Source organism: Haloferula chungangensis (assembly GCF_042664875.1).
Taxonomy (GTDB): Bacteria; Verrucomicrobiota; Verrucomicrobiia; order Verrucomicrobiales; family Akkermansiaceae; genus Haloferula; species Haloferula chungangensis.
In genome coordinates, this window is record NZ_JBHTBS010000008.1 from 67,473 (window position 1) to 88,192 (window position 20,720).

The 20,720-nt window shown below is 57.1% G+C and carries 28 protein-coding genes; 2 read left to right on the forward strand and 26 right to left on the reverse strand.

The annotated features are described in order from the left end of the window. Positions 1 to 93: 93 nt before the first annotated feature. The 4 genes from ACFQY0_RS15060 to ACFQY0_RS15075 form a co-directional block, all read right to left on the reverse strand. On the reverse strand, positions 94 to 1,083 hold the full coding sequence (locus ACFQY0_RS15060) for an ABC-2 transporter permease (protein ID WP_379713918.1): 990 nt from the start codon (positions 1,081 to 1,083) through the stop codon (positions 94 to 96). Positions 1,084 to 1,202: 119 nt separating this feature from the next. Then, positions 1,203 to 2,165, reverse strand: a complete 963-nt coding sequence (locus ACFQY0_RS15065; protein ID WP_379713920.1) for a ThuA domain-containing protein — start codon at positions 2,163 to 2,165, stop codon at positions 1,203 to 1,205. A 146-nt stretch (positions 2,166 to 2,311) separates the two neighbouring features. Further along, positions 2,312 to 3,601, reverse strand: a complete 1,290-nt coding sequence (locus ACFQY0_RS15070; RefSeq protein ID WP_379713922.1) for a hypothetical protein — start codon at positions 3,599 to 3,601, stop codon at positions 2,312 to 2,314. Positions 3,602 to 3,678: 77 nt separating this feature from the next. Continuing rightward, entirely contained in the window at positions 3,679 to 4,527 is an 849-nt protein-coding gene (locus tag ACFQY0_RS15075) for an SMP-30/gluconolactonase/LRE family protein (RefSeq protein ID WP_379713924.1), read from the reverse strand. Positions 4,528 to 4,668: 141 nt separating this feature from the next. On the opposite strand from ACFQY0_RS15075, the gene ACFQY0_RS15080 reads away from it, so the two are divergent. After that, on the forward strand, positions 4,669 to 5,697 hold the full coding sequence (locus tag ACFQY0_RS15080) for an N-acetylmuramoyl-L-alanine amidase family protein (RefSeq protein WP_379713926.1): 1,029 nt from the start codon (positions 4,669 to 4,671) through the stop codon (positions 5,695 to 5,697). Positions 5,698 to 5,713: 16 nt separating this feature from the next. On the opposite strand, the gene ACFQY0_RS15085 is transcribed toward ACFQY0_RS15080, so the two are convergent. Next, positions 5,714 to 6,934, reverse strand: a complete 1,221-nt coding sequence (locus ACFQY0_RS15085; protein WP_379713928.1) for a serine hydrolase domain-containing protein — start codon at positions 6,932 to 6,934, stop codon at positions 5,714 to 5,716. A 502-nt stretch (positions 6,935 to 7,436) separates the two neighbouring features. On the opposite strand from ACFQY0_RS15085, the gene ACFQY0_RS15090 reads away from it, so the two are divergent. Continuing rightward, positions 7,437 to 8,591 carry a hypothetical protein gene (locus ACFQY0_RS15090; RefSeq protein WP_379713930.1) on the forward strand — a complete coding sequence of 385 codons (1,155 nt, stop codon included), beginning with the start codon at positions 7,437 to 7,439 and terminating at the stop codon, positions 8,589 to 8,591. A gap of 55 nt (positions 8,592 to 8,646) precedes the next feature. Here the strand turns inward: ACFQY0_RS15090 and map are convergent, their stop codons facing one another. From map to rplD, 21 genes are all read right to left on the reverse strand, one after another. Next, entirely contained in the window at positions 8,647 to 9,441 is a 795-nt protein-coding gene (gene map / locus ACFQY0_RS15095) for a type I methionyl aminopeptidase (RefSeq protein WP_379713932.1), read from the reverse strand. After that, positions 9,425 to 10,087: an adenylate kinase family protein gene (locus ACFQY0_RS15100; RefSeq protein WP_379713934.1), complete on the reverse strand. Its 663-nt coding sequence runs from the start codon at positions 10,085 to 10,087 to the stop codon at positions 9,425 to 9,427. Before ACFQY0_RS15100 ends, map begins: the two co-directional genes overlap by 17 nt. A 4-nt stretch (positions 10,088 to 10,091) precedes the next feature. Next, a complete protein-coding gene (secY, locus tag ACFQY0_RS15105) occupies positions 10,092 to 11,600 on the reverse strand; it encodes a preprotein translocase subunit SecY (protein ID WP_379713936.1) in 1,509 nt (502 codons plus the stop codon). A 101-nt stretch (positions 11,601 to 11,701) separates the two neighbouring features. Beyond that, entirely contained in the window at positions 11,702 to 12,157 is a 456-nt protein-coding gene (gene rplO, locus ACFQY0_RS15110) for a 50S ribosomal protein L15 (RefSeq protein ID WP_379713938.1), read from the reverse strand. Positions 12,158 to 12,270: 113 nt separating this feature from the next. Beyond that, the gene (gene rpsE, locus ACFQY0_RS15115) at positions 12,271 to 12,957 is read right to left on the reverse strand and encodes a 30S ribosomal protein S5 (protein WP_379713940.1); all 687 of its coding nucleotides are present in this window, start codon (positions 12,955 to 12,957) and stop codon (positions 12,271 to 12,273) included. Positions 12,958 to 12,975: 18 nt separating this feature from the next. After that, the gene (rplR, locus tag ACFQY0_RS15120) at positions 12,976 to 13,332 is read right to left on the reverse strand and encodes a 50S ribosomal protein L18 (RefSeq protein ID WP_379713942.1); all 357 of its coding nucleotides are present in this window, start codon (positions 13,330 to 13,332) and stop codon (positions 12,976 to 12,978) included. A 23-nt stretch (positions 13,333 to 13,355) separates the two neighbouring features. Continuing rightward, entirely contained in the window at positions 13,356 to 13,895 is a 540-nt protein-coding gene (gene rplF / locus ACFQY0_RS15125; protein ID WP_379713944.1) for a 50S ribosomal protein L6, read from the reverse strand. A 29-nt stretch (positions 13,896 to 13,924) separates the two neighbouring features. Beyond that, positions 13,925 to 14,323, reverse strand: a complete 399-nt coding sequence (gene rpsH / locus ACFQY0_RS15130) for a 30S ribosomal protein S8 (RefSeq protein ID WP_379713946.1) — start codon at positions 14,321 to 14,323, stop codon at positions 13,925 to 13,927. A gap of 33 nt (positions 14,324 to 14,356) precedes the next feature. Beyond that, the gene (rplE, locus tag ACFQY0_RS15135; RefSeq protein ID WP_379713948.1) at positions 14,357 to 14,938 is read right to left on the reverse strand and encodes a 50S ribosomal protein L5; all 582 of its coding nucleotides are present in this window, start codon (positions 14,936 to 14,938) and stop codon (positions 14,357 to 14,359) included. Positions 14,939 to 15,019: 81 nt separating this feature from the next. Next, positions 15,020 to 15,244 (reverse strand): 50S ribosomal protein L24, encoded by a 225-nt coding sequence (rplX, locus tag ACFQY0_RS15140; protein WP_379713950.1) that lies wholly within the window; start codon positions 15,242 to 15,244, stop codon positions 15,020 to 15,022. 22 nt (positions 15,245 to 15,266) lie between these two features. Next, entirely contained in the window at positions 15,267 to 15,632 is a 366-nt protein-coding gene (rplN, locus tag ACFQY0_RS15145) for a 50S ribosomal protein L14 (RefSeq protein WP_379713952.1), read from the reverse strand. Between the two features lie 39 nt (positions 15,633 to 15,671). Further along, positions 15,672 to 15,941: a 30S ribosomal protein S17 gene (gene rpsQ, locus ACFQY0_RS15150; RefSeq protein ID WP_379713954.1), complete on the reverse strand. Its 270-nt coding sequence runs from the start codon at positions 15,939 to 15,941 to the stop codon at positions 15,672 to 15,674. Between the two features lie 29 nt (positions 15,942 to 15,970). Further along, positions 15,971 to 16,171, reverse strand: coding sequence for a 50S ribosomal protein L29 (gene rpmC, locus ACFQY0_RS15155; RefSeq protein WP_379713956.1), 201 nt, complete (start codon positions 16,169 to 16,171; stop codon positions 15,971 to 15,973). 25 nt (positions 16,172 to 16,196) lie between these two features. Further along, complete coding sequence (gene rplP / locus ACFQY0_RS15160) at positions 16,197 to 16,616, reverse strand: 50S ribosomal protein L16 (protein WP_379713958.1); 420 nt, start codon at positions 16,614 to 16,616, stop codon at positions 16,197 to 16,199. A 40-nt stretch (positions 16,617 to 16,656) separates the two neighbouring features. Continuing rightward, positions 16,657 to 17,397, reverse strand: coding sequence for a 30S ribosomal protein S3 (gene rpsC, locus ACFQY0_RS15165; protein ID WP_379713960.1), 741 nt, complete (start codon positions 17,395 to 17,397; stop codon positions 16,657 to 16,659). A gap of 28 nt (positions 17,398 to 17,425) precedes the next feature. Next, entirely contained in the window at positions 17,426 to 17,812 is a 387-nt protein-coding gene (gene rplV / locus ACFQY0_RS15170; RefSeq protein ID WP_379713962.1) for a 50S ribosomal protein L22, read from the reverse strand. A 41-nt stretch (positions 17,813 to 17,853) separates the two neighbouring features. Then, on the reverse strand, positions 17,854 to 18,567 hold the full coding sequence (locus ACFQY0_RS15175) for a hypothetical protein (RefSeq protein WP_379713964.1): 714 nt from the start codon (positions 18,565 to 18,567) through the stop codon (positions 17,854 to 17,856). 32 nt (positions 18,568 to 18,599) lie between these two features. Next, the gene (gene rpsS / locus ACFQY0_RS15180) at positions 18,600 to 18,869 is read right to left on the reverse strand and encodes a 30S ribosomal protein S19 (RefSeq protein WP_379713966.1); all 270 of its coding nucleotides are present in this window, start codon (positions 18,867 to 18,869) and stop codon (positions 18,600 to 18,602) included. Between the two features lie 34 nt (positions 18,870 to 18,903). Next, the gene (gene rplB, locus ACFQY0_RS15185; protein WP_379713968.1) at positions 18,904 to 19,743 is read right to left on the reverse strand and encodes a 50S ribosomal protein L2; all 840 of its coding nucleotides are present in this window, start codon (positions 19,741 to 19,743) and stop codon (positions 18,904 to 18,906) included. A gap of 39 nt (positions 19,744 to 19,782) precedes the next feature. Further along, a complete protein-coding gene (gene rplW / locus ACFQY0_RS15190; protein WP_379713970.1) occupies positions 19,783 to 20,067 on the reverse strand; it encodes a 50S ribosomal protein L23 in 285 nt (94 codons plus the stop codon). A 20-nt stretch (positions 20,068 to 20,087) separates the two neighbouring features. Next, on the reverse strand, positions 20,088 to 20,696 hold the full coding sequence (rplD, locus tag ACFQY0_RS15195) for a 50S ribosomal protein L4 (RefSeq protein WP_379713972.1): 609 nt from the start codon (positions 20,694 to 20,696) through the stop codon (positions 20,088 to 20,090). Between the last annotated feature and the right edge of the window lie 24 nt (positions 20,697 to 20,720).

Sequence of the window (20,720 nt, forward strand, 5' to 3'; positions counted from 1 at the left end):
CGAGGTAGTTGCTTGCACCGTTGGCGTCGGCGGTGGGATGGAGGAGGGAGAAGATGGCGTCGATGTTGCCTACGTCGTCCCCTAAACGCGGAACTACGAACCCTCCCCTTCGGAGCCCTCAGTAACGGGAGCTTCCGTTGGAATCGCTGGCGGCGGAGCCGCACCCGGGATATTCGCACCCGGTGCCTTGACCCATGCCGGTGCCTTCGGGGTGACATCGGCATAGATTGCCACCAGCGCCATGCCGATCAGGCCGACCAAGCCGGCATAACCGGCAGTCATCGCGGTCGTCATGGCGACGACGAAGGGTGTGAAAATCAAAAGCCCTACTACCATGAAGCTCGGCTTCACCTCATAGGCGTGGACGACCAGGCGCAGTCGCGATCTTGCGAGACCCAGCCCCATCAGCACGAAGCACAATGTCGCAGCGAGTGCATTGAGATGCCAAAAGACACCGGATTCCCCTCTGCGCATCAACGTCGCATAAATCGCCACGCCACCGGAGACACTGGCGGATGCAATAAACAAAAGCATCGTCGCAATCCGCCCTCCCAGCCCGCGAAATGACGAAGCACCGATCGCTCCCGCGCACATCACCGCCGAAAGCGCCAGCACCGTCATCGTGCAGGCGAGATCGCGCACAAGTTCCACGCCACCGATCTGATAACGGACGATCACGTAAGGCAGCAGTGAAAAAAGTGTTAGAACACTCAGCGACCAGAGGCTGAAGAATTTTCCACGGACGACTTTCCAGCGGCTGAGCTTCGTCAGCAGGAGCAACTCGTGGTTCCCTTCATCGAGTTCCTGCCCCATCAGGATCAGTCCACCGAGCGGCATGATGATCGCGCAGATGACCGTGATCGCCAGCCACAGCGGACCGGAGGAAACGAGCATCTCCAGGTTCAGCATGCCGACGACCTCGGAAAAGCGGTCCTGCGCGCCGGTCTGGAACTCAAGAATGACCGCGCCGACCGCCAGCACATGGACGCCGAGAAACGGGATCACAAAGCTGCCGCGCCGCATGTTCTGGCGCATCTCCTTCACCAGCATCGGCCCGAAGCGATCCGGCAGGTCATGTTTCATCACGGCTTCCACACCTTGCATGATCGACAATTCTGCCCCGGGCCGCAAGCCGTCAACTCACCTCCACCGCGTTTTCACATGACACGGCTGCGTGAAGGCGCGGTGAATTTTCTAACGACCTACTTCTTCTCAAGCTCGGCAGGAGGAGCCGTCTCACATGCCAGATCACCGGTAGCGAACTGCATGCCGTTGAGGATGAAGCCCAGCAACTCGGGCGTCTCGAATGCTTGCGCATTGTGGGATGGCGAACAGAAGAAGACGCGGCCCTTTTTGAATTTCTTCACCCATGCCATGTAACGAGGCAGTTCCTCAAGCTCCTCAAGTCGTTTGTCGGGCTTGAGCTCATCGAGCTTCATTTCGAGAAGAGGATGGAAGTCCAACTTCGAATAGGCACGCTTCATGATGTAGGGCTCATCATAGTAAACATATGGCTTTCCGCCGAAAGGCTCGAGCATCGGATGGCCAGGGCTTACGGGGTAGAGAGTGATCTCCTGTTGTGGCGGGTGGAAATCGAAGCTTCCACCAACCATTGCACTGAACTCATCGGAGTAAGCGAAGTTCGTGATGGCACCGTGCAACAGCACCAGACCACCGCCGTCCGCCACGTAGGAAACCAGACTTTGATAAAGCTTCGTCGCGAGTTCTTCCCGCTCCTTCAGCGGCATCTTGGCATACTCAGGCCCGAACTCCTTCATCTTGTTGATCAGCACATCGCGGAACATGTCGCGGTCCTTGCCATCGGGGCAGTTGTTGTTGAGCACGATGGCGTCGTATTTGCTGATGTTTTCCGGAAGGAACTCCTTGATGTCCTTGCTCTCCACCGAGCTGTAGGCACCCGTCTTTTCTCCAAGAATCTCGACCACAGCCGTGGTGTGCGGGATGCACCAGTGCTTGAAGCCGGTGTTCATCGAGAAAATCAGCACCTTGCGTTCCTTTTCAGGCTTCGCCTGACCATTCTCAGGAGCAGCCGCCTTGACTTTCTCTTGCCACTCCTCGCTCATCGGGATCTCAGGAAGCTTGGCCAAAAGGCTGGACTGGAGTGATCCCAATAGGACGAAGGCGCTGACGTATACCCATTTCATATGGCGGAGTTCACGAGATTTTCTTCGCTCCGTCGAGGGGGAATCTTATCTGCTGACATATCCTGACTGTGGATTTTCGTTCTAGGAAAACCTCAAGGAGCGGCCTCCGCTCGATGATGACCCGAAGGAACGCTGGGCTGGCACCCCTACCCGCTGAAGCCGAGGACATGAATCAGTACCGCAAGAGCTCTCTCCTCGTCCTTGTCGATCTTCGATCCGAAACCGAAGAAGCCGCCGGACGCTTCAGCGACTTCCTTTGCGAGCACCAAAACAGACATCTTCACCTTGCCGGCGTCGTCCGGCGACATCTTGGAATCCGCCAAGGACACGAAGGATTCCAATTCCCGGAGCGGGTCGACCTCCCCGGACACCAGCCTTGGGATCAATTCGGCAAAGATCGTCATGGCAGTTTGCATCATGCGCGCCGTGGGTAAATGGCCCTGCTGCTCGGCGAGTCCGCCGAGAATTTCGGCGAAGCGCTTCAACTCCTTTTTGTCCACATTGCCGTCCGCTGCGGCGACCAGGACAAAGGCAATGATTGGAGCCTGAGCAATCACCCTCCAGTCCGCGTCCGTGAGTTCGCCGGATGAGGTACCGCCAAAAGAGTACTCGTTCAGTCGATCTAACAGGCCATCTTCGAACTGATTCGCCGGAGCGCAGACCCACGATTCACAACCATCGCTCAAATGATGTCCGGCCAGTTCGATGAGCGCATCGAGTGGCACCGCACCGCGGGTTTCACCCGGCAGCTTGACGCCATCGATCGTCTTGGAAAGAAGACTGCTAAGCTCCCACTGCAGGATGTGGATCGACTTCTCACCCACACCCGCCATGTCGAAGGTCACTGTCGTGCAAGGAAAGGCATCGCCGAGTTTTGCCACCCGAGAGATATAGTGCGCTTCGAGATCCTCATCCGACATTGAGGCGTCCTGTCCATGGACGCTCAAACTGATGATGCCTCCCAGGACGGGATATTGTCCGTCGCCATAAGCCGCCAGAGTTCCCTTGCTGAGTTTCCACCACTCGGCGTGGGTGCTTTCAATGGCCTCGGATCCCAACTGATCTGTCGTTAGAGCACCCGCCTCCTCGTGCCCTTCCTTCCAGACTTCCGCCCCAAGCTGCATCGCTTCCCATGCGAAGCGTGCAGCCAGATACTGATCCGTCCTGCTCGAAAAGCTGCTGACCTTTATGTGAACCTCGTCGGCCTCCTCATAGACCGCGACTCCACGAATCCCGCCGGCAGCGAGAAAGATCTCACCATACTGCCCTTCCTCATGGTCGCTGCGTTCACGCATCATGGCGGAAAGCAGCTGCTCACGCCATGTGCCCTCGGGAACATTGCCATGCTCGTCTCCAGGATCGATCACCGATTCAATCGCCTCCCGAAACTGATCCAGCGGAAGTTCTGACTTCGCAAAGTGATAAGTGAAACTCATAACAGGAAGCCTACTCGACTGTCTCCATCCAACGTCAATCACCAATCACGTTCCCGGCACGCATCCAGGTCCGAGGCTCAGCCGGCAAAGCCATTCGAAGGAAGTCCCTTCACTCCAAGTCCGCGAATCACCAGCAAGCGCCCCGCGTCTTCCTCGACCTCACTCTTATGGATCCCGGTCGTGACATAGAGGTCCTCAAGATCCGGACCACCGAAGGCACAGGCCGTCGTTTCCAAACACGGCAAATCAACCTTTCGCAACTCCGCACCACTTTCCGGCGAGAAACACGCGACACAGGCCCCATGACAAAAGGCGATCCAGAGATTGCCGTCCGCATCAATCGTCATGCCGTCCGGAGACGCTTCGTGGTGCGAGGTATCGACAACGCTCCGCATGTTCGTCAGATGACCGTCGGCATAATCAAACGCGAGCACTTCCTTGCGCGGGGTATCGATGTAGTAGCAGGTTTCGCCCGAAGCGCTCCAGACGATGCCGTTGGAATTCGTCACTGGCCCGAAGACTTCGTGAATCGAGCCATCATGATCGAGTCGATAGAGACGGGCATCGCCGGTTTTCTTCACGAGGCTGATGGTTCCAGCGAAAAATCGACCATCCGGCGAACACTTGCCATCATTGAAACGATTGTCGGCTTTATCCGGCTCCGGGTCGCCGATGGCAGTGAGCGTGCCGTTCTCGGGATCGAGGAAATGGAAGCCCGTGTCGCCCGCGATCACCAGTCCGCCTGCTTCGCGAGGCACCACCGTGCCCACCCGCTCGCCGACCTCCCAGGTTTTCTCCTCACCGCTTTCGGGATCGAAGCGGATCACCCGGTGGCCTTCGATATCCACGTAATAGAGCGCCCCGGCCCACCAAATCGGCCCTTCACCCCATTTCGAACGAATCTCTCCTGCTGTTTCGATTTTCATCTGGGAAAAGTCTATTTCGGCCGGGCCCAGGGGCGCAACCGCCGACTTCACTGGCGGAAAAGGGATTTGTCAGCGATCGCGATTCAGGGTATCTCGGACGGGTTCCGAAGTCGCTGACTTCCAGACTTCCGCAGAAGACCCATGACCCGCCGCATTGCCATTCTCCGTCTGATTTTCGCAACATTGATGGCCTTCACCCTCACCGCCAACGCGCAGTGGGAGGAGAAGACGATCAATGGCCGTGGATATGTAAGCACCAGTTCGATGAAAACTTACTATGGCTTTAATTCACTGAGTCAGAGCGGCAAGCAGATCACGCTCAAGAAGGTGCACGCCAAAGATCCGAAGCAAGGCATCCTTGTGACCATGAGCATTGGTTCTCAACAGTGCCTGATGAACGGTGTAAAGTTTGTCTTCACCTACCCCGTTATTTCCTCCGGCGGAAAGACCTGGGTCTCAAAAATGGATCTCGTGAAGCTGGTGCATCCCGTCTTGATGCCCGGCGACATCCGAGAAGCCGCAAATTTCCGCACGGTCATCATCGATCCCGGACACGGCGGCAAGGACCCCGGTGCCACCAACGGCCTCGGCACCGAAGCTTCCTACAACCTCAAGGTCAGCATGTTTCTCAAAAAGGACCTCGAAGCGCTTGGGTTCAAGGTGATCATGACGCGCGACAGCAATCGTTACCTCACGCTCCAGCAGCGGGTCGACGTCGCCAATCAATCCAAGGAAAACGCAATCTTCATTTCCATCCACCACAACTCGGGGCAGTCCGCAGCTCGTGGCATCGAGACCTTCACGCTCTCACCCGTCGGCGTCGCCCACTACGGCAGCCGCCTCAAGGCCAGTGATCTTCAGACCCGCACCGGAAACTTCCATGACTCCGCCAACGTCGCACTCGCCACGGCCGTCCATGGCACACTCCTGAGATACCTGAAGGACGAAAAAACCCAGAAGGCCTACACGCTCGACCGCGGCATCAAGCGCGCACGTTTCAGTGTGCTCTCCGGCGTGAAGCATCCTTCCATCCTCGTCGAATGCGGTTTCATGACCCACCCGTATGAAGCTCGATTGATCAACGACACCGGCTATCAAAAGACGGTCGCCAAGTTAATCGCCTCCGCCGTCCAGCGCTACCGAGCAGCTGTAGGCGCCAGGAAGGGATAAAAGGAGCGGCGCATCCTCACTCGACTTTCGCTGCCGCTTCCTGAAATCCTTTCCTCACCGGCGAATCATCCGAGTTCTTGAAGTTCGCCCGTTGCACCATCAGGAGGTAGATGCGTTCCTTGGTCGGATCGATCCATGCCTGGGTGCCATAGGCTCCCCCATGCCCGAACGAGCCGGGCGAAAGGACGCTCGAAACGCCCTGAGGCTCTCTAACAACGCACCAGCCGGGCCCCCATCCATTTCCCGGCGTGAAACCCGTTTCCAGATCCCAGGATTGGACCGTCGTCATTTGCTGCACCGACTCCGGCTTCAGGTAGCGACGCCGCGCCAGTTCCCCACCATTGAGGATCATCCGGCAAAACCTCGCGTAGTCCTTTGCTGTCGAAAACAAACCACCATTGGCCATGGGGTAGCGATTGCGATCAGTCGGCAACTTACCACCGAGCATGTAGACCTCCGCCTCCTCCAAAACACCTCCATCTGTTAGACGGTAGCTCGTCGCCAATCGCTTCGCCTGCGCCTCTGTTGGATAAAAGGTCGTATCCTTCATTCCCAACGGCCCGAAGAGCCGTTCTTCAAGAAATTTCGGGAAGCTCTGTCCCGATAGCACCTCAACGATTCGCCCGGCGGTATTGATTCCTGTCTGGCAGTACTTCCACTTCGATCCCGGTTCGAACTGCACCGGCTTCTCCACCACCAACTGGCTGAGCTCCGCCAATGTCGTGATCCTTCGCGCCTCCTCCGGAGAAAGCTCCGAAAGCCCCGAGCTGTGGGTCAGCAGCTGCCGAATCGTCACCTCGACCGGTTTTCCCTTGGCATCCTTCAGTTTCCTGAATTCCGGCAGGTGCTTCGAAACCTGATCTTCGACGGATAGCAAACCCGCCTCCTGCATCATCATCACCGCAGTGCCCGTGACTGGCTTGGTCATCGACGCGATCCAGAACAGCGCGTCCCCATCCATCGGGGTCTTCGTCTCGATATTCGAAAAACCATTCGCTTGGAGATGAAGGATGCCCTCCTTGTCCGCGAGCAATGTCACCGAACCCGCAATTTCCTTCGCCGCGATGAACTCCTCCATTTTCTCCCCGACTTCGGGGATGCTCGACACATCATCAGGCCCCATCGGCATCAGAAGCGACGGCGTATCGGCACCCGCTTCCGGAACGTCCAACTCGTCGGCCCAAGCCAATCCACCCAGCACGGCAAAGGCCCAAAGCCATCGAGCTCTTTTCATCATGAACCGATACCGCCGCAAATCGGCAGACATGTCAACGGAGTGGCTCTTTCATCAAGCGCACGATCAGGAATGGCGACTTTCAGTCGCGCCGACAACCCCTGGTTTCAGCGGCTATAGACCGCCGACCCCTGCCGGGGCACTTTCATCCTTGGCCAAGTCTTCGGACGGAAAATGAAATACACCACTCCCCTCTTGGCTTGTTGTTCCAACGCGGTAACTTCTTTCAATGGCAAAAGGTAGGGCGACATTCTGGACCGTGCTTCTCTTCCTAGGCATCGGGCTTCTATTTTCGATCAGAACACTGATCTTCGATAGGGACGATTCCCCCTATAATGACGACTCTCGTGCCATCACTCCCAGGCTGCGGGAAACCGCGACTCAGGACTCCGGGCAATACAAGGACATCGAGCCACGGCTGGTGGCGATCATTCGACGACTTGAATCAGCCTCCGACGATTGGCACTCAATAAACCCCTCACTGGGATTTCACGACGGACACGAAATGTGGAGGAAGTTCTCAGTCGCAGAAGTTTCCACAATTCAAACGGGCGACATTCGCGCTCTCATCGATCTGATTGAAGAAAGGGACCTCGGATTATGGGGATACATTCAAGCAATGTACCGGGTCTGGGGATCACGAGAGCCGGAAATTGCTCGGGCAATGGTTATCGAAAAGGCGGCGAGTATTGGAATGTTCTCCAGTTCTACAAATTCCAAGCGGCATGCGATGGAGGATTACATCTACGATTTCTACCACCAAATCATCTCCGGAATTGCCCTTACCGACCCTGCTCTCGCATTCCATATATTCCTCGAAGATCTGGCCAACCCGGAAGTCGAGAGAATCGTCGACGACAACACGACCATCCCTGACATCTTTGCCTCTTTCGCAGTATCGAACCCGACCGAAGCGTGGCAGGCGGTTCTCAGCTCCGAAACCAAAGCGCATTTTATCTGGAAGCTCCGGGGGTATCTTGACGGTGTCGCCACTGTCCATGATTGGGATGCCTTGACCAGCGAAGCTCTGGCTTTTGCCTCGGAACAGAATATTGAGATCCGTGAATGGGAGTGGGTGAAACTTGCGGGGAGATGGTATCGAGATGATGCCGAAGCAGCTATGGCGTGGTTCACACGAAACGCGCCCACAAAGCAATTTCTCAAAGGCTCGGAAGATCCATTTGATGAGACCCTGCTACCAATCGATCACCTCTCGACATCTGAGGTTTCCCGATTGCTCGAGAATGAGCTCGTCTGTCGACTCTTCGGAGAAGAAGATCAGGCGCTCATAAGGCACCTTGGAAGTCTGTCATCGAAAGGCGATTATCGCCTGACTCGAGTCTTACTTGATGAACTGACTTCATCCGCCCTCACACCTCAGAACACCTCTTACCTTGAGATCCTTCCATTCATTGAAGACACCGCCATTCGTGAAGAATTGTTTCTGAAATTCGTCCAATCCACACGTCCGAGGGGAGAAGAAGACATTATGAATAACTGGCCCTCATTCGAAGCACCAAACCATTCATATGAGAAGGTCCGGGAACTAGCCGACAATCTTGATCTTTCCTCCGGGACCCATGCCAAAGCCAGAGACTATTTCATCCAATTAGAAAATCGGGAAAAAGTCAACCGAACCAGGCTGGAGGAGAAAGAATGAGCTCGCGATCCAAACGACCCATTCGCTCCAAGGTAGTGCCGACTCTCAGTCGTCCTCAAATCCCCAGGATTTCCGAAGTCGCCTCCTTCGGGCGATAGGTCATCAGCTCAGGCTCACCATCGGTGATCAGCACCGTGTGCTCGAAGTGCGCGGAGGGTTTGCGGTCTTCGGTAATCACCGTCCAGCCATCGTCAAGAATCCTCACACGGCCGCTTCCAAGGTTTACCATCGGCTCAATCGCCAGAATCATTCCCGGCTCAAGAATCGGTGTCTTTCCCTGCGGTCGGTAGTTCGGCACCTGCGGTTCCTCGTGAAGTTCGCGACCCACACCGTGACCCACAAACTCCCTCACCACGGTAAAACCCAGGGGCTTTACATGAGCTTCCACCGCGCCGCAAAGCTCCGCCAATCGCAAGCCTGCGCGAGCCTTGTCGATCGCTGCGTAAAGCGACTCCTCTGTCGCTTTCAGCAAGCGCTTGGTTTCGACTGGAATCTCGCCGACCGCGACCGTCGTCGCGTTATCGCCAATAAAACCGTTCTTCACGATGCCGACATCGATCTTGAGGATGTCACCCGGCTGAATCCGGCGTTCTCCGCCGATGCCATGCACGACTTCTTCGTTCACAGAAATGCAAGTCTGCCCGGGAAAACCCCGATAGCCGAGAAAGGCGCTCTTACAGCCGTGCTCACGCATCAGATCTGCTGCGAGCTGATCGATTTCACCGGTTGTCCTCCCAGGTTGCGCCGCCTTGGCCAGCTCCTGAAGAATCTGGCTGGCAACCCCACCGGCGATCCGCATTTTATCGATCTCCTGCGGTGTCTTGATTCGGATCTTATGCCTTCTGGCCATCTTCAATAATTGCTTGGACACTCTTCAATAGCGCATGCGTCACCGTGTCCATCGGCGCCGTCGCGTCGCAGCGGATCAAACCGCCGACCGAGGCATAACGCTCAATCACCGGCAAGGTGTGAAGCGCAAATTCGTCAAAGCGGGAGAGAAAGTTCTCGAGCGTATCGTCACTTCGTGCCCCGGCCCTGCCACCACACTTGGGACATCGATCTCCTTTTCCGAGATCACCTGTTTGTCCGGACCAGCGGCAATCAGGGCACTCCACCCGACTCTCAATCCGGGCGACGAGAACATCCTTCGGGGCCTCGAGAGAAATGGCCGCATCCACCTGCGTCCCGGCTTCAGCCAACCAACGGCGCAGATCGTCGTCTTGCGCGATGGTTCTTGGAAATCCATCGAGGACCCATCCCTTCCGGTGCTTCTTAAACCATGGCTCCATGATTGAACCCATCAACTCGTCCGACACGTAGCCGCCCCGCTCGAGGATGGGTTCCGCCTCCTTGCCGGCGGGCGTACCGTTCTCAACCGCTTCCCTCAGCATCGCACCGGTGCTGAGGTAGGGCAGATTCAAGGAGTTGGCCAGACGCCGACCTTGCGTCCCCTTTCCAGACGCTGGAGGTCCAAGGAGAATAAGATTCGGCCCCATGACCTTACTTGGCCAACCAAGCGACTGCGCCGATCACCAACAGCAATCCGATCAATGCCCACAGGTAGACAATCGCCGTGCTGGAGGTCGGACCGGTGCTGCCTTGGGACAGGCGATCGTAGCGACCCTTGAGCTTACCCTTGCGCAGGAAGCCATCGTAGTGGCGCTGAAGGAGGTGGGTTTCGACCTGACGCATCACGTCAAGCACCACACCCACAAGAATCAGCAAGCTGGTGCCACCGAAGAACTGCAGCACCATCGATCCCGGAGGAAGTCCGACGATCGCACCAACGGCAAGCGGCACACAGAAGATCAGCGTCAGGAAGATCGCGCCGGCAAAGGTCAGGCGGGTCATCGTGAAGTCGAGGAAGTCCGCAGTCGGCTTACCTGGACGCACGCCCGGGATGTATCCTCCATTGCGCTTCAGGTCTTCCGAAATCTGGGATGGCTGGAACATCGTCGCCACCCAGAAGTAGGAGAAGAAGAAGATCAGCACCGCAGCGAGCACGTAATACCAAGTGCCACCGAGCAGCGCTTCACGCATCGTGATCGCCCACGAAGCCGTTGGGAAAACCTGAGTCAGGATAATCGTCGGAAGCGTCAGAACTGCCGTGGCGAAAATGATCGGCATCACCCCCGCGTAGTTCACCTTGAGCGGCAAATACTGAGTCTGACCCCCGAACTGCTTGCGACCGACCACGCGCTTGGCGTACTGGATCGCGATCCGGCGCTGGGCCTGGGTGATGGCGATGGTTCCAGCGATCACGATCAGAAGCATGGCGATCATGACAACCAGCATCATCACTTCGAAGGAACTGGCTCCTTCGCGCTGAACGAAATACTGCCAAGTCTGAAGAAGCGCACCAGGAAGGGCGGCAATGATGTTGACCGTAATGATGATCGACGTGCCGTTACCAATTCCGCGCTCGGTCATCTGGTCACCGATCCACATCAGAAGCAGCGTGCCGGCAACGATGGTTAGAACCGTCAGGGCCTGCCATGCCATCGATGGATCCGGGACAAGATCCCGGCCAAGATCCTGCATGACGGCACCAATGCCGTTCATGTAGGGAATGCTATCGGGGTCGAGCAGTGAGCGGGCCACGAAAACCCCCTGAACCAGTGCAATACCGATCGTAATATAGCGGGTATACTGCGTGATCTTCTGGCGTCCCCCGTCTTCGCGAGCGAGACGTGAGAGCTTTGGAACCACAGCGGTCATCAGCTGCACCATGATCGATGCCGAAATGTACGGCATGATACCCAGCGCAAAGACACCGGCCTGCTGCAGCGCTCCCCCGGAGAAGATCCCCAGAATCGCCTGCAAGCCACCGGCTTCGTCAGCGCTCTGATTCTTCTTCGCCGCTTCCATCCATGCATCGATGACAGAGGCATCGACGCCGGGCAGAGTGACATGGACGCCGAGGCGCACGATCACGATCATGGCGAGCGTGAAGAGAATGCGGTCACGGAGTTCGGGAACCTTCCAGGTGTTCGCGAATGCGGAGATCATGGGTGTATGCTAGGTCGAAAAAGGGGGTGCTCGTATTAACGCGTTAAGGAAGCGATAAATCGCTTCCTCAACAATTCAGGTATTCAGGCCTCGCCGGACACTTACTCGGAAGCAGGTGTCTCAACTTTGCCGCCGGCCTTCTCGATCTTCTCACGAGCAGAGGCGCTAACGGCGTCCACGGCGACGGTCAGCTTCTTGCTGATCTCACCCTGGCCAAGAACCTTGACGATGTCGGTGTTGCGGCTGACGAGTCCCATCTCACGAAGGATCTCCTCATTAACCGTGGCACCATCATCAAAGGACTTTTCAAGTTGGGCGACGTTCACAACCGACACGGTGGTCTTGAAGTTGTGGTTGTTGAAGCCCTTCTTGGGAAGACGACGGTGAAGGGGCATCTGGCCACCTTCGAAACCGGGACGAACCGAACCGCCGGAGCGGGCCTTCTGTCCCTTGTTACCTTTGCCCGAGGTCTTTCCGAGACCGGAGCTTTCACCGCAACCGAGACGCTTGATCCGGTGCTTGGAGCCCTTGTTCGGGCTGAGTGTATGAAGTTTCATATTCTTTAAGACGTTAGACTCGAAGACATAAGACAGAAGACTTGATCCGATTGGTGATCTTCTTGGAAGAGTCCAGTCTTCCTTCTTCTGTCTTGTCGTCTTCTGTCTTCAGGTTAGATCGACTCTTTCTTCTTCTTGCCACGACCTGAGAGGATCTGGTCGCGGGTGCGGAGCAGTGTCAGCGCCTTGAGGGTCGCTTTCACCACGTTGGCGTGGTTCTGGGAACCGAGTGACTTGGCAAGCACGTTCTTGATACCGACGGCTTCACAGACGGCGCGGACACCGCCACCGGCGATGATCCCCGTTCCCGGAGAAGCTGGCTTGAGAAGCACCTTGCCACCACCGAACTCGGCTTGAATTTCGTGAGGAATGGTTCCGTCCACGATGTTCATTTTGACGAGCTGCTTGCGGCCGGACTCGGAAGCCTTGCGGATGCAGTCGGCCACTTCGTTCGCCTTGCCGTAGCCGAGACCCACTTTGCCTTCCTTGTCGCCGATCACGACGAGTGCGGAGAAGCTGAAGCGACGACCACCTTTGACGACCTTGGCGCAGCGGTTGATGAAGACGACCTTTTCGGTCACTTCCTTACCGTCGACCATTGTCGGAGCGCGTTCTTCGCGACCGCGGCCGCGACCGCCACCGCGGCCCTGGCCGAATGAGCGTCCACCTTGACCTCCACGGTTGTTACCATGTCCACCGGAACCAGCGACTGGCCCAATGCCACCACCTTGCTCGGTTTTCGGAGCTTCAGACGGGGCGGGAGTTGCCGGTGTGGCGGGAGTTGAATCGTTTGTCACCATGACAGATAGGGTCGGAAATTAGAACTTAAGGCCTGCTTCGCGGGCGGCTTCGGCAAGAGCTTTGATCTTACCATGATAGAGGTGGCCGCCGCGGTCGAAGACCACTGCGCTGACATTGGCTTCCTTGGCGCGCTCGGCGACAAGTTGTCCGACTGCGGTCGCACAAGCAACGTTCGATGCCGATTTTTCGACGGATTTGTCGAAAGTCGACGCCGACACGAGGGTCTTGCCGACGGTATCGTCGATGATTTGCGCGTAGATGTGCTGGTTCGAGTAGTGCACGGCGAGGCGTGGGCGTTCGGCGGTGCCGAGGACCTTCCTGCGGATCCGGCGATGGATCCGATTGCGCACTTCCTTGCGATTGAGATGACTCATAGTATTTGGATAGGTGCGGGTTATTATTTGCCGACGCTCTTGCCTTCCTTACGGCGAACACGTTCTCCGGCGTAGCGGACACCCTTGCCCTTGTAGGGCTCAGGCTTGTAATAGTTACGGACTTCAGCAGCGAACTGACCGACAAGCTGCTTGTCGATGCCTTCCACCTTGATCTTGGTGTTGTCGGCGACGCTCACCGTGAGTTCAGCGGGGATCGGGTGAAGGATCGGGTGCGACTTTCCGAGGGCAAGGTCGAGGTCCTTGCCCTTGACGGCGGCACGAAGACCAACGCCCTGGATTTCAAGCTCCTTGGTGAAGCCTTCGGAAACGCCGATGATCATGTTGTTCACCAGGCTGCGGACCGTGCCGTGAAGGGCGCGGTGTTCGCGAAGTTCGGATTCACGACCGACGACAACGGTGTTGTCTTCGGTAGTGACGTTGATGCCGTTCGGCAATGCGAAAGCCAGCTTGCCCTTGGGGCCTTCAACGCTGACCTGACGGCCGGCGAGGCTGAGCTTCACCTTGTCTGGCAAGGCGATTGGTTTAATTCCAACTCGTGACATGGTAGTTTGTTCCTTTCTCGTGTTGGGGTTTACCAGACGTTGGCGATGATTTCGCCACCGAGGCGTGAACGCTTCGCAGCCATGCCGGACATCACCCCTTTCGGAGTGGAGACCACGGCAATGCCGAGACCGTTAAGGACTCGTGGAATGTCATCGGCGCCAGCGTAGACGCGGCGACCTGGCTTCGAGACGCGCTTGAGGTCGGTGAGGACCGAGCGGCCATCGACGTAGCGTGCCTTAACCTTGATTTCAGGATACTTCTCAGTCGTGACGACTTCGTAGCTCCAGATGTATCCTTCTTCCTGGAGAACCTTGGCGATGTCGGCCTTGATTCGGGAAAATGGAGCGGAAAATTCTTCGTTACCGGCGCGGCAGCAATTCTTGAAGCGCGTCAGGAAGTCGGAGATGGGATCGGAGAGAACGGCCATGATGGTGTCTTCTAATTAAGTTTCTTGGGGTTCTCAGGCAGCGGCACCTTCGGCGGCGTCATCCTTTTTGAGATCACGGAACGGCATGCCGAGCTCGGCTAGCAGTGCACGACCTTCTTCATCAGTCTTTGCGGAAGTCACGAAGATGATGTCAAAGCCGATCTGGCGCTTGATCTGATCGAGTTCGATTTCCGGGAAAATCGTCTGCTCGGCGAATCCAACGGCGTAATTGCCGCGGCCGTCAAAGCTCTTCGAACCGATTCCGCGGAAGTCGCGGATGTTTGGTGAAGTGATGTTGATGAAGCGGTAGAGGAACTCCCACATGCGCTCGCCACGCAGGCTGACGCGGGCTCCGAGCGGCTCACCGATGCGGAGCTTGAAGTTTGCAACCGCCTTCTTCGAGAAGGTGATCGAGGGACGCTGGCCGGTGATCTTGGCGATTTCGGCGACGGCGTCGTCAACGGCGACCTTGCGGTCAGGTGCCTTACCCATGCAGGTGGTGACCACGATTTTCTCGAGGACGGGCACCTGATGAGGATTCTTGTAGCCGAGCTTCTTGGTCAGAGCTGGGACTACCTTCTCCTGGTAGTGTTTCTTTAGGACTGGTGTACTCATTTGGTTTCAGCGGGTCAGCGCTTGTTTTACGCTTAAGCGCGGGCAGCGATCAGTGGATGACCCATCGGCCATCCAAGGAACTCAGCCCAGTTTCTTTACATTGGAAATATGGACGGGACCGTCTTCTTCCTGGATGCCACCTTCCGGGTTGGCTTCCGTTGGACGAGTGGCCTTCTTGATCTTGCGGGCGCCTTCAACGATCACCTGCTGCTTGGCGGCGTTGACCACCATGACGGTGCCACGCTTGCCTTTATGATTGCCGGCGATGATTTCGACTTCGTCACCCTTTTTTACGTGAGTCTTCATGGAAAATTCTGCGTTTGGCGGTTCAGAGGACCTCGGGAGCGAGGGAAACGATCTTCATGAATTGCTTTTCACGAAGTTCACGAGCCACGGGGCCGAAGATACGGCTACCCTTGGGGTTGTTGTCCTTATCGATGATGACGATTGCGTTGCCGTCGAAGCGGAGGATCGAACCATCGGAACGGCGGATCGGAGCGGCGGTGCGGACGACCACAGCCTTGACGACCGAGCCCTTCTTGACCGCAGCGGTCGGGATCGAGTCACGGATGTGGGCAGTGATGATGTCACCGACGTCGGCGCTGCGTGAGCGCTTGCCGAGGACACCGATCATCTTGGCGGAACGGGCACCGGTGTTATCGGCGACCTTCACAAGGGATTCCATTTGGATCATGGCGGGAAAAATGCGTGAGGTTGAAAAACGCGCGGGCGTTTAGTGAGAAAGAACTTCCTGAAGGGCCCAGCGCTTGAGCTTGGAAACAGGCTTGGTTTCGACGATGCGCACCTTGTCACCGATCTGGGCTTCGCCCTTCTCGTCGTGCACATAGTACTTCTTGGAACGCTTCACGATCTTGTTGAAGCGTGGGTGAGGAACACGAGCAACGTGCTCGACCACGAGGGTCTTGTTCATCTTGTTGGAGACGACCACGCCGACGCGAGTTTTGCGAAGGTGGGGACGGGATTCCTGTTGGGTCTCGCTCATGGAAGATAAATGGTTATGAATTGGTTAGCTCAGGCCTGGTTGAGGCGGGCTTTCAGGTAGGTCATCACCCGTGCGGTATCGCGACGGACGATGCGGATCCTGGCGGAGTTCTCGAGCTGACCGGTGGTCTGCTGGAGGCGGAGGTTGAAGGCTTCTTCCTTAAGGTCGCGAAGCTTTGCTTCGAGTTCCTTAGCGGTAAGTTCGCCGAGCTTGTTCTTGGTCGTGGCCATGGCTGCAATTGGTTTCGGTTATGGCTCAGGAATGCGGATTGCGGACGACGAAGCGTGTCTTGATTCCGAGCTTGTAGGATGCGAGGCGCATGGCTTCGCGGGCTTGAGATTCCGGCACGCCGGAAACTTCGAAAAGCATGTTGCCTGGGCGGATCACAGCGACCCAACCTTCGACAGCACCCTTACCTTTACCCATCCGGGTTTCAGGTGGACGGGAAGTGATCGACTTGTGTGGGAAGATCCGGATCCAGACTTTTCCTTTACGTTTCAGGAAACGGTTGATGGCGATACGGCAGGCTTCGATCTGACGGTTCGTCATCCATCCGCGTCCGAGTGACTGGAGACCGAAGTCACCGAAAGCGACGGTGGTCCCGGTCTGTGCGTTGCCGGCTCGGCTTCCGCGGTGCGTTTTACGGAACTTCGTCCGTTTGGGCATCAATGGCATGGCTTAATCCTCCTTGGAAAGTTATTGGTTAAAGGGAAATTCAGGCTTGAGGGGCTGCTGGAGCAGGTGACGGACGGTTTCCACCGCCATCGTTGTTGCGTGGGCGGCGTGGGCGACGATCATTGCGATCACCACGTGGGGATGGACCGTCATCGGCGCCTTCCTTCTTGTTGACCCAGCACTTCACACCAATCACACCGTAAACCGTGCGAGCTTCGGCGAACCCATACTCGACGGGGACACGAAGGGTTTGAAGTGGCACCTTGCCCTCGCGGTAAACCTGCGAACGGGCGATGTCAGCACCACCGAGGCGACCGGCAACGCGGAGACGGATGCCTTCAGCACCGAATTCCATGGCGGTCTGCACGGCACGCTTCATGGCGCGACGGAAAGAAATACGACGCTCGAGCTGAACGGCGACCTGCTCGGCGACGAGCTGGGCGTCAAGCTCAGGCTTGCGGATCTCGACGATGTCGATCTTCACCTGGGCGTCCTTGCAGACCTTGCTGAGGTCCGCGGTCATGCGCTCGATTTCCGATCCCTTGCGGCCGATGATCAGACCAGGGCGCGAGGTATGGAGAGTAACGCGGACGCTGGCCCAGGCACGCTCGATGACCACCTTGGAGATCGCGGCGAACTGAAGGCGCTCGGAAAGATACTTACGGATCTTGAGGTCTTCGTGAAGCTTGTTGGTGTAATCCTTGCCGGATGCATACCACTTGGAACGCCAGTCCTTGTTGACGGCGAGACGGAAAGCGATGGGGTTGACTTTTTGGCCCATAATGAAATTCGTGTTCGGGATTTGGGGATCAGGCTTCGGCCTTCTTGGAAACGTTGATGCGCTTCTTTCTAGCTTCCTGCTCAGGAGCCTCGGCGAGAGTGATGAAAATGTGGCTGGTGCGCTTGATGATGGCACCGGCTGATCCACGAGCGCGCGGCTTGTGGCGCTTCATGGTGGGTCCGGCACCAATGATGGCTTCCTTGACGATGAGATTGTCGACGTCGAGGGAGAAATTGTTCTCCGCATCGGCGATCGCTGTCTTCAGCGTCTTGTTGATAAGCTGGGCAGACTTCTTCGGTGTGAAGGTGAGAATGTCCAGTGCGACGGAAACAGGAAGTCCCTGGATTGCGCGGGCGACGTCGCGTGCTTTCTTTGGAGAGACGCGGACGTGTTTAGTTGTGCTCTTTACTTCCATCGTGGTCGTAGGTGAGGAGGTTGCTGGGGCCTGGTGGCGGATTATTCGGTTTCTAGAATGGCGAGGTCACCGAGTCTTACGGGGCCTTGGCTGGCCTCGAGAGTCTCGACAAAAGCACCGGAGATCGAGCGACGGACGTCGGCAATGATCGCGGTGCCATAGGCTTGGTCGCCTCGGAAGAGGCGGTAGTTGGTTCCGATCCGAGTTCCCTGTGCGTCCCCAACATTGAGGACGAGCAGGCCGCTTTCGGGATCGATGCTCATGACTTTTGCGCGGTTGGCGGTTCCAGCTTGAGCTGCGGGGGCGGGCTTCTGGCGTAGTCCGAGGACTTCGTCAAGCTCCCTCATAGCAGTTTCTAAACGAAGTCGTGAATCCGGATCAGCGGCAACCGCTGTTCTGAGGTATTCGTTGAGAACTCCGTTGAGTTGCATTGCGCCGCTTTCGAGGCGTGAAATGCGTTCATTGAGGATCTGAATGTCGGCCGTAGCCTGGATCAGACGCTCGTCACCACCGTTGATAAGATCGCGTCCAAGAGCCTCGAGGTGCCTGCGCACCTGGGCGAGTTGCTCGGACGCTTCCTTTTCGGCGCGGTTGGCTTCGGCAATCCCCTGCTCCAGTGCCTTGTTGCGGCGCTGGAGTTCTCCAACGATGCTTTCGAGCTCGGAGTTCTCCGCCTGGCCAAAGCACGCCGCTGATCCTGCCAGCAGCCCGAAGGCGGCGGTAGCGATGGATCGGATGACGATGCTTTTGAACATGGCGGAGACGAGAATGCGTAGGGCGACTGATCTTACTTCTTACCGATACCTCCGTGGGCACGGAAGATACGGGTCGGTGAGAATTCACCGAGCTTGTGGCCGACCATGTTCTCCGTGACATACACGGGAACGAAGGTCTTGCCGTTGTGCACGGCGAAGTTCAGACCGACGAAGTCAGGAGTGATCATGGAGGCGCGGCTCCAGGTCTTGATCGGCTTCTTGTCATCGGCCTCGATGGCCTTGTCGATCTTGGCCAGAAGCTTCTGGTCAATGAAGGGGCCTTTCTTAAGGGAACGTGGCATGGTTCAGTAATTCTTTGAGGTTGGTGCGTGCGGCTTAGCGCTTCTTCTTACGGCGCTCGATGATGAAGGTGCCGGTTGGCTTCTTCGGCTTGCGGGTCTTCTGTCCCTTCGCGTGACCCCATGGGCTGAGAAGATGCTGACGACCACCACCGGATTTGGACTTACCCTCACCACCACCGTTCGGGTGATCGACAGGGTTCATGCACATGCCGCGGACGGTCGGGCGGATGCCCTGCCAGCGTGAGCGACCGGCCTTACCGGAAACCTCATTCATGTGATCGCGGTTACCGACGGTGCCAATGGTGCAAAGGCAGTTGGCATTGAAGCGGCGGATTTCTCCGGACGGCATCTTGATCAGGGCCCACTCACCTTCACGGTTGGAAAGGATCGCCTGCTGGCCTGCAGCACGGGCAACCTTGCCTCCGTTTCCGGGGATCAGCTCGATGTTGTGAATCGCGGTTCCGAGTGGCACGTTGCGAAGTTGCATCGCGTTGCCGACCTTGGGAGCGGTCTTGTCACCGGAGACGACGGTTGCACCGACTTCGAGACCGGAAGGAGCAAGGATGTAGCTCTTCTGTCCGTCCTCATATTGGAGAAGCGCGATGCGGCAAGTGCGGTTAGGATCGTATTCGATTCCTACCACCTTGGCAGGCACGTCGTGCTTGCGGCGTTTGAAGTCGATCAAGCGATAGTGACGCTTGGCACCACCACCGATGTGACGGGTAGTGATACGTCCGGTATTGTTCCGTCCACCACTGCGCTTGAGCGGAGTGAGAAGGGATTTTTCCGGAGTCTTCTTGGTGATTTCCTCGAAGGACGGCAGCACTTTGTAGCGCTGTGGCGGTGTCAGGGGTTTGAACTCTTTGAGAGACATGGCTCGTTAAAGGGTTGCGCGGTTAAGCCGGTTAAAAAATTAAACAAGATCAAGGGTTTCGCCGGCCTTGAGTCGGACGATTGCCTTCTTCCAATGATTTGTGCGACCTGCGTCTGCACGACGCTGGCGCTTCAACTTGCCAGCCTGATTCAGGGTCTGGACAGATACGACCTTCTTGCCGAGGAGCTGCTCGACGGCACGCTTGATCTCAAGCTTGTTGGCTCGTGGGTCGACTTCGAGAACGACCTGATTGTTCAGCTCGTTGAGCATCGTCGCCTTTTCCGAGACGCGGACGTTTTTGATGACTTTATAAAGATCCTTCATGGCGCTTTCTACGGAAAGGGTTAAGCGGTGCGGGCGGCGAGGGTTTCCAGGGAGTCCTCGACGAGGAGCACCGTGTTGGCGTGAAGCAGTTCTTCCACGTTGACGCTGTCAGCGGTGCGAAGTTCCACCCACTGCACATTGCGTGCGGCGAGATAGGTGTTTTCATCGAAGCTCTTGGCAACGATGAGCACCTTGCGGGCATCGGCTTCGGCAGAAACCGTCGAGACGAAGCTCTTGGTCTTGCCATCGGCGATGGAGAATGAGGGGAGCACCTTGAGGGCGCCGGACTCGATGATGTCACGGAGCGTGGCACGCAGCGCGAGGCGGCGGACGGTCTTGGTGACGTGCTTCGAGTAATCGCGTGGGCGTGGGCCGAAGACGGTGCCACCACCGACAAAGATCGGGGCGCGCTTGTCGCCGTGACGTGCACCACCGGTGCCCTTCTGGCGATAGATCTTCTTGTTGTTACCGCGGACTTCGCCACGGGTCTTGGTGTTGGCGGAGCCGGTACGGCGATTGGCGCGGTAGGCGGTGACGAGGTCGTGCACAGCCTGGCTGCCCTTGCCTTTATCGGCGAGGACGATGTTGGCGGATGCAGCGTCAGCAGCAGTGAAAGTTTTCGCGGACATGGTCGGAAATCGTTTCTGAGTTAA

Coding starts and splice junctions, on each gene's coding strand:
- ACFQY0_RS15175 (WP_379713964.1), bottom strand. CDS start 18,567: ATGTTCAAAAGCATCGTCATCCGATCCATCGCTACCGCCGCCTTCGGG.
- rplD (WP_379713972.1), bottom strand. CDS start 20,696: ATGTCCGCGAAAACTTTCACTGCTGCTGACGCTGCATCCGCCAACATC.
- rplV (WP_379713962.1), bottom strand. CDS start 17,812: ATGGAAGTAAAGAGCACAACTAAACACGTCCGCGTCTCTCCAAAGAAA.
- ACFQY0_RS15060 (WP_379713918.1), bottom strand. CDS start 1,083: ATGAAACATGACCTGCCGGATCGCTTCGGGCCGATGCTGGTGAAGGAG.
- rplE (WP_379713948.1), bottom strand. CDS start 14,938: ATGAGTACACCAGTCCTAAAGAAACACTACCAGGAGAAGGTAGTCCCA.
- ACFQY0_RS15085 (WP_379713928.1), bottom strand. CDS start 6,934: ATGATGAAAAGAGCTCGATGGCTTTGGGCCTTTGCCGTGCTGGGTGGA.
- rplR (WP_379713942.1), bottom strand. CDS start 13,332: ATGAGTCATCTCAATCGCAAGGAAGTGCGCAATCGGATCCATCGCCGG.
- rpmC (WP_379713956.1), bottom strand. CDS start 16,171: ATGGCCACGACCAAGAACAAGCTCGGCGAACTTACCGCTAAGGAACTC.
- ACFQY0_RS15080 (WP_379713926.1), top strand. CDS start 4,669: ATGACCCGCCGCATTGCCATTCTCCGTCTGATTTTCGCAACATTGATG.
- ACFQY0_RS15090 (WP_379713930.1), top strand. CDS start 7,437: ATGTGGAGGAAGTTCTCAGTCGCAGAAGTTTCCACAATTCAAACGGGC.
- rplO (WP_379713938.1), bottom strand. CDS start 12,157: ATGAAACTTCATACACTCAGCCCGAACAAGGGCTCCAAGCACCGGATC.
- rplW (WP_379713970.1), bottom strand. CDS start 20,067: ATGAAGGATCTTTATAAAGTCATCAAAAACGTCCGCGTCTCGGAAAAG.
- secY (WP_379713936.1), bottom strand. CDS start 11,600: ATGATCTCCGCATTCGCGAACACCTGGAAGGTTCCCGAACTCCGTGAC.
- rplP (WP_379713958.1), bottom strand. CDS start 16,616: ATGCCATTGATGCCCAAACGGACGAAGTTCCGTAAAACGCACCGCGGA.
- rplN (WP_379713952.1), bottom strand. CDS start 15,632: ATGATCCAAATGGAATCCCTTGTGAAGGTCGCCGATAACACCGGTGCC.
- rplX (WP_379713950.1), bottom strand. CDS start 15,244: ATGAAGACTCACGTAAAAAAGGGTGACGAAGTCGAAATCATCGCCGGC.
- rpsE (WP_379713940.1), bottom strand. CDS start 12,957: ATGGTGACAAACGATTCAACTCCCGCCACACCGGCAACTCCCGCCCCG.
- ACFQY0_RS15075 (WP_379713924.1), bottom strand. CDS start 4,527: ATGAAAATCGAAACAGCAGGAGAGATTCGTTCGAAATGGGGTGAAGGG.
- rpsH (WP_379713946.1), bottom strand. CDS start 14,323: ATGGCCGTTCTCTCCGATCCCATCTCCGACTTCCTGACGCGCTTCAAG.
- map (WP_379713932.1), bottom strand. CDS start 9,441: ATGGCCAGAAGGCATAAGATCCGAATCAAGACACCGCAGGAGATCGAT.
- rpsQ (WP_379713954.1), bottom strand. CDS start 15,941: ATGAGCGAGACCCAACAGGAATCCCGTCCCCACCTTCGCAAAACTCGC.
- ACFQY0_RS15065 (WP_379713920.1), bottom strand. CDS start 2,165: ATGAAATGGGTATACGTCAGCGCCTTCGTCCTATTGGGATCACTCCAG.
- rplB (WP_379713968.1), bottom strand. CDS start 19,743: ATGTCTCTCAAAGAGTTCAAACCCCTGACACCGCCACAGCGCTACAAA.
- ACFQY0_RS15100 (WP_379713934.1), bottom strand. CDS start 10,087: ATGGGGCCGAATCTTATTCTCCTTGGACCTCCAGCGTCTGGAAAGGGG.
- rplF (WP_379713944.1), bottom strand. CDS start 13,895: ATGTCACGAGTTGGAATTAAACCAATCGCCTTGCCAGACAAGGTGAAG.
- rpsC (WP_379713960.1), bottom strand. CDS start 17,397: ATGGGCCAAAAAGTCAACCCCATCGCTTTCCGTCTCGCCGTCAACAAG.
- ACFQY0_RS15070 (WP_379713922.1), bottom strand. CDS start 3,601: ATGAGTTTCACTTATCACTTTGCGAAGTCAGAACTTCCGCTGGATCAG.
- rpsS (WP_379713966.1), bottom strand. CDS start 18,869: ATGCCACGTTCCCTTAAGAAAGGCCCCTTCATTGACCAGAAGCTTCTG.